This is a genomic window from Kitasatospora sp. NPDC059747 (assembly GCF_042732955.1).
Classification (GTDB): domain Bacteria; phylum Actinomycetota; class Actinomycetes; order Streptomycetales; family Streptomycetaceae; genus Kitasatospora.
Map to the genome: position 1 here is coordinate 87,464 of NZ_JBHWGV010000021.1, position 13,856 is coordinate 101,319.

General features: G+C 69.4%; 6 protein-coding genes. 2 read left to right on the plus strand and 4 right to left on the minus strand.

The window, feature by feature from the left end; all coding sequences use genetic code 11:
* The first annotated feature begins 2,437 nt into the window (after window positions 1–2,437).
* Window positions 2,438–2,977 (plus strand): winged helix-turn-helix domain-containing protein, encoded by a 540-nt coding sequence (locus ACFV4G_RS12300; protein WP_380439260.1) that lies wholly within the window; start codon window positions 2,438–2,440, stop codon window positions 2,975–2,977.
* Window positions 2,974–3,513 (plus strand): transposase, encoded by a 540-nt coding sequence (locus ACFV4G_RS12305; protein WP_380439274.1) that lies wholly within the window; start codon window positions 2,974–2,976, stop codon window positions 3,511–3,513. Before ACFV4G_RS12300 ends, ACFV4G_RS12305 begins: the two co-directional genes overlap by 4 nt.
* Before the next feature lie 3,106 nt (window positions 3,514–6,619).
* On the opposite strand, the gene ACFV4G_RS12310 is transcribed toward ACFV4G_RS12305, so the two are convergent.
* Genes ACFV4G_RS12310 through cas7u form a run of 4 tightly spaced genes read right to left on the minus strand, consistent with a single transcriptional unit; the run spans window position 6,620 to window position 13,481 of the window.
* Window positions 6,620–7,729, minus strand: coding sequence for a hypothetical protein (locus ACFV4G_RS12310; RefSeq protein ID WP_380439262.1), 1,110 nt, complete (start codon window positions 7,727–7,729; stop codon window positions 6,620–6,622).
* Between the two features lie 2 nt (window positions 7,730–7,731).
* Window positions 7,732–10,812, minus strand: a complete 3,081-nt coding sequence (cas3u, locus tag ACFV4G_RS12315) for a type I-U CRISPR-associated helicase/endonuclease Cas3 (protein WP_380439263.1) — start codon at window positions 10,810–10,812, stop codon at window positions 7,732–7,734.
* Window positions 10,809–12,281 (minus strand): type I-U CRISPR-associated protein Csb2, encoded by a 1,473-nt coding sequence (csb2, locus tag ACFV4G_RS12320; RefSeq protein WP_380439265.1) that lies wholly within the window; start codon window positions 12,279–12,281, stop codon window positions 10,809–10,811. Before csb2 ends, cas3u begins: the two co-directional genes overlap by 4 nt.
* 6 nt (window positions 12,282–12,287) lie before the next feature.
* A complete protein-coding gene (gene cas7u, locus ACFV4G_RS12325; RefSeq protein WP_380439267.1) occupies window positions 12,288–13,481 on the minus strand; it encodes a type I-U CRISPR-associated RAMP protein Csb1/Cas7u in 1,194 nt (397 codons plus the stop codon).
* Window positions 13,482–13,856 lie beyond the last annotated feature (375 nt).

The window sequence follows — 13,856 nt, forward strand, 5'->3', positions numbered from 1 at the left end:
GGTGCAAGCGGGCGCGCCGCAATGGGGCGGTACGGAGCCGTGTGTGTAGGGCACAGCGGGCCGTCGGTGATCCGGTCGCTGCGATGTTGCCGCACTGGCGAAGTGCGGGGAAACGCTCCCTTTGGGCAGCATAAAGCCGTTGGTGGTCCTGTGATAGTGCCGCACCGGGACGGTACGAGGCGATCACCGTGGCCAGCACAGGCGATGGTGGGGCCTGGTGCCGCACTGGGTGGTGCTCAGCGACATCGGGCGGCGCGGCCAGCTGATCGGTACGTCCTACGGCTGCGATAGTGCCGCACCGCGATGGTGCGGAGCGCCCCTGGTCGGCGTCGGCGGTGTCGGCTTCGGTGTCTAGCTGCGATGGTGCCACACCGAAGAGGTGCGGAGTTACTTCGACTTGAACGGGGGAACTGCCAAGAGGAACTGCTTGCCGCGATGGTGCCGCACCGGGACGGCGAACAGCGCTGGTGAACGCCATCTGCTATGCCCAGGTCGTCGCGGAGCTGAGACAGTTCCGCACCGACAAGGTCCTTCGGAAAGTGGCGGGGTGACGTCGCGCCAGCAGTGACACCTCTTGCCGCGATGGAGCCACACTGTGAGACACGGAGGAACCGGCACGGCACCAAGGACTTCGTGGTGACCTTGAGGCTGGGATGGTGTCGCACCAGGTAAGGCGCGGAGGGACACCCTTGCGCCGGTGACCAGCCCCGGCAGGCGGAAGCTGTGATGGTGCCGGACCGACGGCATGCGGAATGGTTGAGGGCAATACCTACCTCACCAACGATGCCAACGGGCTGCGATGGTGCCACACCGGCAAGGTGTGGAGGAGTGTCCAGCCCTCGGTGCCTTCGTCGGCGGTGGTAATGCTGCGATGGTGCCGCACCGGGGCGGTGCGGAGACGTAGCTGGCGCTCCTCCCACTGGCGGCTGACGGGCTGGCTGCGATGGAGCCGCACCAGGAGGCGTGAGACGCATTCGGCGGGCTGATGTTCTTGGTGACGCAGTACCCGCTGCGATGGAGCCGCACTGGGGAGGTGCGGAGCGACCCCCGAGCGTCGATCAGATGTGTGTAAATCTCGCGTCTGTGATGCTGCCGCACCGATGAAGTGCGGAGGGAATCGAGCGCGCGCCTGGTGCGGGCGATGTAGTCGAGGCTGCGACGGTGCCGCACGAGGATGGTGCGGAACGACGGCCGCGGTGTTGACAGCAACCGCGATGATCAACCACCTGCGATGGTGCCGCATCGGGCTGGTGCGGAGCGACCGGGTGTCACCCCGGCGTCTTCCTGCTCCTCAACGAACTCTTGGCGGTTCCTCCGCACCGCCCTGGTACGGCACCGTGCGGAGGAATGTTGTAGTGCTCGTCCGGCGGCCTGGACCGAAGTCGCTGCGATGGTGTCGAGCCAGAGGGTCGCGGAGGGCCGAGCAGGCCCAGAACGAAACCAAGCAGGCCATCCTGCTGCGATGGTGCCGCACCGGGACGGTGCGGAGGGACCAGGATCAGCCCGGCGAGACCAGCTAGGAGGCCGTAGCGGCGATGGTGCCGCACCGATGGGGTGCGGAGGGACTGAACCGGCAGGGACTGCCCTCCTCAACACGTTGCTGCGATCGTGCCGCACCAGGCCGGCACGGAGAGACTCCAGCGTGGTGCCGGTGGCCTCGCCGGGAACTGCCCGCGATGGTGATGCACCGGCACCATGCGGAGAGGACGCCGCCCTCCCGCGCCTCCCCGCAAGCCCCGAGATCGAGCTGCGATGGTGCCGCACCGAGGTGGCGCGGCGGGGACATGGTAATCGCGTTGACCGTGGTGGTCGTGTAGTAGCTGCAATGGTGCCGCACCGAGGCGGTGCGGAGGGACGAGCGGCCTTCAGGCGATTGGCGTGAACGCCGTGAATCTGCGATGGTGCGCACCAAAACGGTGAGGAGGGACACCCGGCAAGCAAGCGTGGTGTCGGTCACCATGGCGCCGCGAGGGTGCCGCACCGGATCGGTGGAGAGGGACATCTGGATGTCATCAGCCCAAGCATCTGGGCGCCGTAGCTGCGATGGTGCCGCACCGAGGCGGTACGTAGGGAAGACTCGGTCTCCCTCAAGTCACGCGCGGAAGTGCGGCTGCGATGGTGCCACACCATGGTGCGGAGTAACGGCGGCGGGGTCGTATCGAACATCCCTCCGGACAAGCTGTGTTGGTGCCGCACTGGGATAGTACGGAGCGAATTGCGGTGGTCGGGGATCTCAGCTCCGCCGTAGTAACTGCGATGGTGCCGTACCGGGATGGTGCGGAGCGGCACCTCCCGGTGGTGAGCTCGCCGACTGCGACCGCTGGCTGCGATGGTGCCGCGCCAGAGAGGTGCCAGGGCCTGCTTGCCCTGCGGTTACTGAGGATTTCGTCCTGTTGTCGGTAGTGACGGATAGTGATCCCTGCGGTATGCCGTTGGTATGCGGTATGCGCAGGGTGGGGGCCTGACCGCTGAGCGGCGGGCGTTTCGTGAACAGGTGCGGCTGGAGGCCGCTGGTCGGTTCGAGGCGGGTGACAAGACCGCGGTGATCGCCCGTGACCTGCGGGTGAGCGGGAGGTCGGTGGAGCGCTGGCGAAGGGCCTGGCGCGAGGGCGGGAGCGAGGCCCTGCGCTCGTCGGGGCCGGCGAGTGTGCCGAAGCTGTCGGCGGCCCAGTTCGCTGAGCTGGAAGAAGAGTTGGGCAGGGGGCCTGCCGCCCACGGGTTCGAGGACCAGCGGTGGACCCTGGCACGGGTCCAGGCGGTGATCGGCAGACGGTTCCGGATGCGGCTGTCGGTCGCGACCGTGTGGCGGCTGCTGAAGCGTCACGGCTGGTCCTGGCAGGCCCCGGCCCGCAGAGCGCTGGAGCGGGACGAGCACGCGGTGGAGCTGTGGAAGCAGGAGGTGTGGCCGCGGGTAAAAGCGCTGCGGTGGCGCTCGGAGCCTGGATCGTCTTCGAGGACGAGGCCGGGTTCGCGATGACGCCGCCGCGTGCCCGCACTTGGGGCCGACGCGGACACACGCCCGTCGTCCGTGTCCGTGGACGCTCCCGCCGCCGGATCTCGGTGGCCGCCCTGTGCTGCTACAAGCCCGGCGAGAAGAGCAGGATGATCTACCGGCCCCGCTTCCACCACCCGCTCAAGGGGGCCCGCAAGAGCTTCGCCTGGACCGACTACCGCGACCTCGCCGTCCGCGCGCACATCCAGCTCGGCGGCCCGGTCGTCCTGGTGTGGGACAACTTGAACACGCACCTGGCCGCCGGCATGAGGCAGTACGCCGCCGAGCACGACTGGCTGACCGTCTTCCAGCTGCCCTCGTACGCACCCGACCTCAACCCCGTCGAAGGCCTCTGGTCGCTCCTGCGACGCGGTCCGATGGCGAACACCGCCTTCACCGACGCCGACCACCTCACCCGCACACTCCGCCGGGGCCTGCGACACATCCAGCTCCAGCTGCCCCTGATCGAGGGATGCCTGGCCGGCACCGGCCTATCACTCGCTCCACCGACTCCGCCCTGAAATCCTCAGTAGGTGCTGTGATGATTGCCGTACCTGGGTGCGGATGAACAGCGTCACGATCACTGCGCTTACCGCCGAGGCACAGCTGCGATGGTGTCGCACCGGTGAGGCGCGGAGGGCGGCTGCGGCCGGCGTTGCCCAGCCAGTTGATCTCAGTGCTTCGACGACGCTGCGCCGATGGGGCGCGGAGGAACTAGCTGCGGGGGAAAGCGGGCGTGGCTGACAGTCAGGCCGGACTGGCTGATGCTGCGATGGTGCCGCACCGGCGAGGTACGGAGAAACCGTCCGTGCGCAAGCCGCTGCCATCCTGGTCGAGACGCTGCGATGGTGCTGCACAGGTGAAGTGCGGACCATGCGGGCATGCGCACAATCCTCACCGCTACCGACGGGCTGCGATGGTGTGGCGCCGGGACAGGTGGAAGGATTGGGGCCGATAGGGACTGTTCTCGTCGACATGTTGCTGCGATGGTGCGACGCAGAGATGGTGCGGAGCGACCGAGGCGCTATCACCCTTCAACGCAAGGAAGCGCAGCTTCGATGGTGTCGCACCGATGAGGTGCGGAGGCGACCTTGTTCTTGCCACCGAGGTGCCCAGGCCCAGCTGCGATGGTGCCGCACCGGCAGGGTACGGAGGGACAGCTACATTCGCGCCACGATCGTCATGCCTCGCCAGGGTGGTGCGGAGCGACCCGCGCACGGCATCGCCGAGCGGTGCAGGAGCGTGAAGCTGTGACGGTGACGAACCGGTCAGGTGGAGCGGAACCTGGAGACACAAAGAGCGCCGACGACGGCGATGATCGCACTGCGATGATGCCGTGCCTGTGAGGCTCGGAGGAACGATGACCCCGATCATCTGCATCACGATGTAGGGCGCACTGCGATGCTGCCGCACTGGGATGGTGCGGAGCGACCGCCGTCGTACTGGACGGGCGCCGAACCAGCGAAGTTGCTGCTATGGAGCCGCACAGATGTCGTGTTCGAGATGAACGCTGCGACAGCGCCGCACCGGGATGGTGCGGAGCGACCGGGGTGACCGGGCTGGTCGACCTCATAGGCCTGGTCTCTGTGATGGTGCCGCACCGGGGTGGTGCGGAGCGACGGTCGGCCGGAGGTTCGACGAGCAGCGAGTTTTCGAAGCTGCGATGGTGCTGGACCTGAATGATCCGGAGTGACCGGATGATGCGCGAGCGGCGGAGGCGACGTGATGCCGCTGCGATGGCACCGTGCTGGGAAGGCGCGGAGCAACGAGCGAGTAAGCAGTCGCCCTGGTGGACCTTCACCCGGTGATGGCGTCACACCGGGAAGGTGTGGGGGGAGCGACTCGCGACCCTCGGCATGGCTGGCATCTCCATCTACCTGCTGCGATGGTGCCGCACCGGGGCGGTGCGGAACGACCGAACCCGTGACGCCGAGACGCCGATCCAACGAGCCGTCCCGCGTGCCGCACCAGGATGGTGCGGAGCAGCGCCTGCGACATGGTTCAGGTTGTCGACAGCGTTGACGTTGTGGTAGCGCCGCACCGAATGGTGTAGGCCAGCCGCCGGCCGTGATGCGAAGCCTGACCGCCTACGCGCGGCTGCGATGGTGCCGCACTGGTGTCGTGCGGAATCGCCAGGTCGAGGTACGACGGCACGAAGTACAGATTCTCGCTGCTACGGAGCCGCACCGGTGACGTGCGGAGGGCTCGGACGACAAAATTCCTGCCAAGCTCGGCACCAGCACGCTGCGATGGTGCAGCACTAAGAGGTGCGGAGGCACCGTCGCCCAGGCTGCTCTGAACACGGTGATGGACGCGCTGCGATGGTGGCACACCGGCAAGGTGCAGAGGAACAGGCCAGGGTCGTACAGGCACGGCCTCGGGGGGAGACCTCGATGCGGAGACGCAGCTGTCCTGGGCCGAAACCAGGTGGCCAGCTGACGGCTTCAATGAAGCCGCGCCGCGGCGGTGCGGAGTCACCACCGATAGTGAATGCCTTGAGCGGCCGCATGGTCGGGCTGCAATGGTGCGGAGCTGCCTGTGAGTCACGGGTGAGCCGCTTCTGATATTTGGCGCTGCACTGATGCCGCACCGGGATAGTACGGAGCGAGAACCCTGTTGGGCAACGTCTGGACCAAGGGCTGCGGCCTGCGAGGGTGCCGCACCTCTGAGGTGCGGAGGAACTGGGGATCCCCCCACAAGACCATCCGTCACCAGATGCGGCTGCGATGGTGCCGCACAGGAGCGGTGCGGAGGCGTGAGGCGGAGTTGATCACGATCGTCGCGGCGGTGAGGCTGCGATGGAGCCGCACCGCCTGGTGCGGAGCGACTGGAACGGCGGATACAGCGCGTGATGTGGCTGATGCCGCTGCGATGATGCCGCACCGGGAGGGTGCGGAGCGACCTCGGCCCCCAGAAGATCCTTGTCCTAGACTGCGAGCTGCGATGGTGCCGCACCAGGAAGGTGTGGAGCGTCGCATCCTGGGTCCGCGAGGGACTGGCCACCAACCCCCTCTGAGGGTGCCGTACCGGAGAGGTGCGGAGCGACGGCGCGTTCGCGCATCGTCTCCTCGGCCGACTTTTCGCTGCGATGGTGCCGCGCCGGATGGTGAGGAGCGACAGGCCAGCAACGTTGAGTGTGTCCAGCTGGTCAGTCGAGCTGCGACGGTGCTGTACCGAGAGACGGTTTGGAGCGACGGTCACCGTGGACTGCCGGCGGCTCGGCATGCTGATGCTGCGATGGTGCCGAACCCGTGAGGTACGGAGGAAGTCGGTGCGCTCACCAACGGGGAGTCCGGGATCTGGCTGCGATGGTGCCGCACCGGGGGCAGTACGGAGCGACTGGCGCGTCTGAGCGGAACACGAAACCGGTGGCGAAGCGCTGCGATGGTGCCGCACCGGGACGGTGCGGAGCGGCGTCTGAGCTGCTGGCTTGATGATCCTAGGAACGGGTTGCCGCGCCCGCCTGGATGTCGTTTAGGGCAATTCGGACTTATTGCTTCGGTGCGTTGGGGTGTTTCCGTGTCTACTTGTGGTTCCGAGGTGATGTCCGGCTGGGATGCCGTTCTCTGTGTTGGCGCTATGTAGTTGTCAAGGATCGGGGGTTGGCGGGGTGGTCGGAGGTGGGGTTCAGGGCCAGAGGTGGCGGCTTGCGGCGAGAGGACCGTTGGATTGTTTGAGGCCGGTTCGGGGTGCGGTGTAGAGGGCGGTCACGCCGAGATTGGTCAGCATTCTTACATTGTGGTTCGTGCCGGGTTCGGCGGCGCGGACGGCGTGGTGTTCGAGCAAGACGGTCACGTCGGTGGTGGTGAGTGGTGGTGTCCACGCGGGCCAGCGTAGGGCGCCACGGCTGTCGGTAGCGTCCCAGCTGGTAACGGCTTGGGCGCGGCCCGTGGCGGTGAGGCGGAAGGTGGCGAGGGCGTGGAGGGCGAGCCAGGTGGGGCCGGGGGCTCCGCGCTGGTATGGCTTGCCTTCGGAGTTGGTGTGGGCGTCGCCGAGGGACCGGTGGTCGAAGTTGGCTGAGGCGTAGTCGGGGATGCGACGCCAGCCCTCCAGGGCCGAGCGGATCTGCCGCGGGTCGTCGTGACAGCCGAGGACGGCTTTCTGCATCAGGCCGGTGATCGTCATCTGGCCGGCGGCGGCGATCAGCGAGGTGACGGGGGTGCGCCGCACCGTGGCGGGTCCCGGCTCTTCCGTGGGCTGCGGGTCGTTCTTGCCGGTCTTGGGTTTGGTGTCTTCGAAGCACATGACGTTGGTCAGGGCGGCGAACCAACGGGCTTGGTGGTCGCCCGTCTCGCGTTCGGACTGGGCGAGTTCGCGCAGCGTCCGGTGCGCGGTGTCGACGCGCATGCGCAGGGCTTCGTTGGGGGCGGTGGCATTCTCGCGTGGTCGGGTCAGGAGTCCGGGAGCGTGCGGGAAGGAGTCCCAGACTTCACCCTCCGTGCCGGCCGCGTCGGCGTCCTCGCCCTCCCCGTCCTCCGTCTCGGCGCTATCCGCGGGCTCCCCGGTTTTGCGGGCCGTCTTGGCGGGCTTGGGCGGGAGGTGGCTGGTGAGGAGGCCTGTGAGGGTGTCGAGGGTGAGGGGCTGGTCGGTGGTGAGGACGGCTGCGCCAGCCGGGCCTTTCCAGTGGAGTCGGGGTTCGGTGGGCAGGGTGGCGGTGGTGAGTTCGAGGATGCCGAGGGCGGCGAGGAAGCCGAGCGGGTCGTCGGACCGCAGTGCGAGGAGTTCGAGCTGGTGCATGGTCAGCTGCCTTCTTCGGAGCAGGCGATGTCGGCTAGGCGCAGGACCGTTTCGAGGAGGGCCAGGCCCCAGAAGCCGTAGCGCTGGTTGAGCGCGCGGAAGCGGCGGGGGCCGTTCCAGTCGGTGCCGATCACGGTGCTGGAGACGGTGACGGTGGTGTCGTCGGACATGGTGCACTCGACAAGGACGGGCTCGGGGTCGGCGAACGCGGGCAGCATTGGGCGGGCGTAGCCGTGGTGGGCGGCGACGAGGTGGGTGACGAGGTCGTGGTCGAGGCCTCGCGCGGTGACGGGATCGGTGGCGAGCCAGGTGTGGACGGCGGCGGCGCTAAGGGCTTCGTGGCGCAGGTCCTTGGACCAGTTGGCCAGGCGGGCGGCGCGTCGGCGGGCGGCGCGGTCGGCAGGGTCCATACCGGACTTGGCGAGGGGTTCGGGCAGGGATTCGGCGAGCAGGCGGTCACCGGAGCAGAGCATGCACTGGAACCGCGGGTGGTCCTTGCCGCAGTCGTGGGCCCGGGCTGCCAGCACGATGGCGTCGATCAGGTCGTCGGGCAGGCCGATGGCCCGGGCGAAGTCGCGGGCGCGTTCGCCGACGGCCTGGTGGTGGTGCTTGAGGGTGACGGTGCGGGTGAGGCTGCTGCTGTCCGGGTCCTCGTCGTCCACGGCGAGCCGGTAGCGGTCGGCGCCGGTGGCCCGGGGCGGGACGAGGGCAATCCGGCCCGGACCACCGTGGTCGATCAGTACCACCCCAGCCGTAGCCGCCCGTCCGGTACGCCACTCGGCGACCTCCAGCAGGGTCTCCAGGCGCCGGCGCAGCAGGGGGGTGTGCCGGGAGGGGCCGTCGGGTGGGGTGTTGGTGGGCAGGGCGGTGAGCAGGCTGGTGATCGCGTCTCGGACCGCGTCGGTCGTGTTCAAGGCGTCCGGGTCGCCGGGGTCTGCAGTGAGCTCGGTGTGGGCCTGCTTGATGATCGGGGTGAACTGTTCGGGGGCGGTGCCGGTGGTGCTGGCCAGGACGGCGGGGTCGAGGCGTAGCGGGGTGCGGGTGTGGTCGGTGGGGTGGTCGCCGAGGTCGGGGACGGGGGTGTCGGGGTCGGCGGTCCAGCCGTAGGCGTCGTGTCCGCCGGCGGTGGTGGGTAGGACGAGGGTGGCCCCGGGCTGGAGCTCTTGGATGAGGCGTGGGGTGGTCCAGGTGCCGTCGGTCTCGCGTTGGAGGACGGTGGTGCGCAGGCGGGTGGGTGGGTTGCGGGGTTCGGGTGTGGTGTCGGCGTCGGGGCCTTCGAGGTCGCTGGTCTCGGGGGTCGCACGGGGTTGGGTGAGGAAGCGGCATACCACGGCGAGGGGCAGGGAGAGGGTTTCGGCGGTGTGGATGGGGGTGATGCGGATGTGTTCGGCGAGGGTCTCGGGGTCGGTCGTGTCGATGGGGAGGTCAGCGCGCCAAAGGAGTTGGACTTCGGGCTGGCCGGTGTCGAGGCCGTGGAGGAAGGGGGCGGGGGATTCGTCGGGGACGGGGATGGGGCTGGTGCGGGCGAAGGCGTCCACGCGCACCTGGTGAACAGGTGGGATGTGTTCGCCGGCGCGGGTGAGCGGTGCAGTGTCGGTGTCGTCGAGGAGGCCGGGCAGGGTGGCGGGGTTGAGGACCAGGCCGTCGAGGAGGTGGGGGGTCAGTTCGGCGGGGTCCTGGGTGTCGTGGGTGGGGGCGTGTTGGGTGAGCCACTGCCAGGTGTGGGCGGCGGCCGGGCCGTAGACGGGGATGCGGTCGGGGTCCTCGGGGTTGTGGGTGCGTACGAGGATCGCGGGTACGGGGCCGAGTTCGCCTCGGCGGTCGAGGCGTCCGAGGCGCTGCAGGGCGGAGGCCCAGTCGCCGCATTCGCTGACCATCGCCCCGAAGGTGCAGTCGATCCCCACTTCAAGGGTCTGGGTGCTGATCACGACGAGGGGGCGTCCGCGGTCCGGGTCGATGCCGTCGAGGAGTTCGGCCAGCGGGCCGGTGACGAGCAGGTCGCGCTCCGCGGGCCGGCAGCGGCCGGTCAGGAGCAGCACGTCCACGTCCCCGCGCCGGGAGAGCGCTTCGTGGGCGGCGCGGGCGTGGGTGATGGTGTTGGCGATCACCGCGACCGCGGGCAGCTCCAGGAGGGGAAGGACGGCGTCGAGGCCGGTTCCGGCGGCGAGGGCGAACGCCTCCGTGGGCTTCTTCGACCAGCCGCTGGCGTCCAGCAGCGTCACGTGGCGCTCGGCCGCGATCCGCCGCCCGGCGATCGGATGGGCACGGTCGGCGTCACCAACACCCAGGCGCGGCCGTTCGCCGGTGGTGCTGGTCGCCGACAGGCTCACCACCCGAAGTGCCCGTGCCGCCAACTCCCCGCGCACCGCCGTCTGCTGGTAGAGAGCGGTGTCGGCGGCGGTCGCCAGTAGGGCCTTCGACAGGTGGGCCTCATCCAGAGCCAGCAGAGCGTCGTACCCGGTCAGGGCGGCGTCGATCGGAGCGCGCTGTGGAGAGGTGTGGTAGCCGCGGAAGAGCAGGCGACTGCCGTACTGGTCCACGGTCGACGTCACCACCAGCGGCTGGGCCGGGCTGCGCACCCAGTTCGACTCCCAGCGGGTGCCGCCGCGCATCCGCACGACCTCCAGCGGCGACTCGCCACCGCCGAGGTCACGCAGCACAGCAGCGACCTTCGCCCGTACCGAGCCGGCCGGTGCCCCGGCGAGGGCCTCGGCCAGCTCGATGGAGTGCTGGTGGGCCTGGTCGACCACGAGACGCCGGTCGACACAGAAGAACAGCCGCAGCGGCACTTTCCGGTGCCCGCGGCCCAGTCCGCAGGCGTGCTCCCAGGCCAGGAGGAAGAGCCAGATGTCGATGAACGTCGTCTTCCCCAGCGCGGTAGGGACGTCGAGGTCAGGCCAGTCCGCGCCGTCGGCCACGGCGTCCAGGTAGGCGCTCTGCCACGGGAATGGCGCCCAGCCCTCGCACCCGACGCAGGTCGCAGTCGCGGCCCCGTCGGGGCAGTGGGTGTGGTGGTGGACCTCCCGGAAGAAGGTGGGGAACTCGGCCGCATCGATCGCCGGAGGCCGCTCGGTGCCCGTCACTGGTCGTCCTCCTGGAAGCCGGGCTCCGGGCGGCACAATCCCAGGCCGAAGTTCTTCTTGCTGCCCAGCACCACCGGCCCCGTCACCGGGACCGGGAAGGTCAGACGCACGTGGCAGCTCGGCAGCGGCCGCTCCCCGTCCTTGCGGCGCACCGGGAAGCCGTCCACGCCGCGCGCCCCGGGTACGAGGCCACCACGCGGGCTCACCTGCACCCGCACGGGTTTGGGCAGCCCGGCCGCGACGCAGCTAGTCGCGACCGAGTCCGCCCATGCGGTTTCCTCGTACTTCTTGGGGAATCGGTCGAGGACCATCGGCAGCACCGTGGTCCACACCGTCGATGGCCCCTGCCACGTGCCTGGCTGGACGGTCTGCGGCCACTGGTCGTGGTCGGCGGGACTGACCCGTACAAGGTCCAGTGGTTCCCCGTCCGCGAACCGGATCCAGCGCAAGCCCCCGTCGTGGCGAAGGAGGGCAGCGAGGAGAGCCTTGCGGTCCTGCCTGGGCATTTCGCGGGGCATTGCAATGCCGAGTCCGCGGAGCAGCCCGTCGGCGTGGTGGTGGCCGGCGAACGGCAGCGCGAGGTAGGCGACCGGCCTTGGGTCGTCCGGGCTGTTCTTGTGGCCGTGGACCGTGGTCATCGCCTCGACGTCGTGGCCCATCGCCTCCAGCGTGCCCAGCACCATGCTCCGCAGCTGGCCGGTCAGCTCCAGCGTCCATCGGGGGTCCAATGCCACGCCTGGGGCGAACGAGAACGTCAGCAGGTCACCGAACGGCCCCTCCGCCACCGCCGGCTCGTCCCGGTCGGTGTGGTCGGGGTCGAGGTAGTGGTGGGTGACCGACTGGCTCCAGGCTGGGCGCTGCTCCTCGAACGTCTCCTCCAGCCAAGCCAGATAGCCGCGGTAGGGGATCCGGATCGGCCGCGAGCCCTTCGGGTACTCCCCATTGGCGGCAGGCCTCCAGCGCTGCCGCCCCCCGTGCTCGTCACCGGGCTCGTCAGGGCCGCACCAGGCCTCCAGCAGCCCGGCCCCGGTCGAGCGCCCGAAGTATGGTACCCGGCGGGCCAGTTCCTTCAGCACCGGGGCGAGCTCCTCCCCCGGCTCCGCAGCCCAGCTGAACACCATCCGCGTACCGGACAGCGTCTTCTGTGCCCAGGTGCGCGGCACGCCGCCGGCGGTGCGTCCCGGCAGCAGGCCGTGGGTCACTTTCTTCGGGTCCACGATGTTGGTCACCACCCACGCCGCGCGCGGGTGGTCCGCTTCCATCGGCCTGGCCGGCACCGTGACCACGGGCGGTTCCTGCGCCTCCAGCCAGGTCAGCGCCATCCGGTGCGCGGTGTCCTTGAGGTCGGCGTGGCCGACCAGCGCGCAGAACAGGCGGGCCGGGTGGGGCGGCCACTCCGCGCGCTCGCCGTCCATGGCGGTCGCCTGGTAGAGCGGCTCCAGCAGCTCCACCGAGATGTGGAAAGGCATGACGCTCTACTCGCCTTCCGCCTCGCCGATGCCCTCCAGGCGGAAGGAGCGCTCGATCGCCTGCTGCACCTGCGCGTTGGGTCGCAGCCGCACCGGCTCCTTCGACCACTTGAGGCCCGCCTCCTCGGCCCGCGAGCGCGCGAACTCGAACAGCTCCAGCGCCTGCGCTGCCGTGTCGAGCTCCAGCGGCTCCGTCACCGCCACGCCCTCGCGCCCGCGGCCGACCCACTCGATCCGCTCCGACACCAGCAGCAGGTCGCACCCCGACCGCAGCCGCACCGCCGGCGCCGCGAACGCCAGCCGGTCCCCCAGCAGCGCCAGCGCCGCCAGCAGGGCCCTTGCTGCCCGCACGTACTCCTTCGAGGCGTCGCCGAAGCGCAGAGCCCGCAGGCCCGCCATGGCCAGCGTCGCGTTCCGCTCGATCGCCCGGACTGTCACCCCGCCCATGCCCTCGACCGGCGGGATCATGCCGTGCCCGACCGCCGACGCCTTGAGCGTCTTCCCCTTGCTGCCCTTCTTGCCCGTGCCGTCGACCGGCCTCCAGCCGTCGGCGGTCAGCTCCACGTTGTCCCCGGGGAAGTTCCACTTGTCGAAACGCCCCGCCGCCCGCTTCCCTGACAGCGGATCCAGACCCACCATCTCGGAGGTGTAGGTGCGCGGCACTTTCAGCTGTACGCGGCGCTTGCGGTGCGAGTCCCAGAGGCCGAACACCAGGTCCGACGGCGCCGACTCCAGGAAGGCCCGCACGTCCCCGGTCCCGGTATCGCGAAGCGCCCGGCCCGTGTCTGTCTCGTCGAACTTCACACCGGACTCGCCCAACGCGTCCCGGAAGTACGCGTCGCGGGAACGGTGCGGCGCATCCAGATTCGTCATCCGAAGCTCCCGGCCTTCCGCGGTCACGTGCAGCACCAGGTGCGGCACCACCACATCCCCCAGGTCCACCGCCTCCAGCAGGGCCGTCTCGCACCGGTTCGCCTGCGACTGCCGCTGGTCGAGCAGCACCACCCTGGTGCGCTGCCCGCCGACCCACCGGTCCTCGAACAACTGGCCCGGACCGTCGCTCTCCTTGAGCTTCACCGTCGGCGGTGCCACCGACGCCCCCACGCCGGCCACCGGCTCGTACTGGGCCACGATCCGGATCGCACCGTCCGCCGACAGCCCGCTCGCGGCCTCGGCCAGCCGCTCGTACAACGCTTCCATGAAAACCCTCCTTGGGCAGAACCTCGCGGACAGTTCGCATCGAAGCAGCCCCCACCGACAACCATCACTCATTTGAGTGATAGATCGTCAGAACTACTTCTACATAGATGACTTGGACTAAAATCCGCGGCGGTCGGGTACCCTTCCGGAAGCCGGGCAGTTGCTCGTCGAGGTGGCGCACCCCGCGCAGGATGTGGTGCCGGCCGTATCCGGGGATCGGTTCGTCGCCCAGCGCGGGGAGGTGGTCCCGCTGCCAGCCAAGGAGGCCGCCCGCAGGAGGCCTAGTACTCCAGCAGGACTTCTCCATTCCCGCTGGTCAACGGCCTGGGAGTGGGGAGTGTAGCGGGGTGGGAGCGGGTGCGGGGCGGTCTTCGC

Coding starts and splice junctions, on each gene's coding strand:
- ACFV4G_RS12300 (WP_380439260.1), top strand. CDS start 2,438: ATGCGGTATGCGCAGGGTGGGGGCCTGACCGCTGAGCGGCGGGCGTTT.
- ACFV4G_RS12305 (WP_380439274.1), top strand. CDS start 2,974: ATGACGCCGCCGCGTGCCCGCACTTGGGGCCGACGCGGACACACGCCC.
- ACFV4G_RS12310 (WP_380439262.1), bottom strand. CDS start 7,729: ATGCACCAGCTCGAACTCCTCGCACTGCGGTCCGACGACCCGCTCGGC.
- csb2 (WP_380439265.1), bottom strand. CDS start 12,281: ATGCCTTTCCACATCTCGGTGGAGCTGCTGGAGCCGCTCTACCAGGCG.
- cas7u (WP_380439267.1), bottom strand. CDS start 13,481: ATGGAAGCGTTGTACGAGCGGCTGGCCGAGGCCGCGAGCGGGCTGTCG.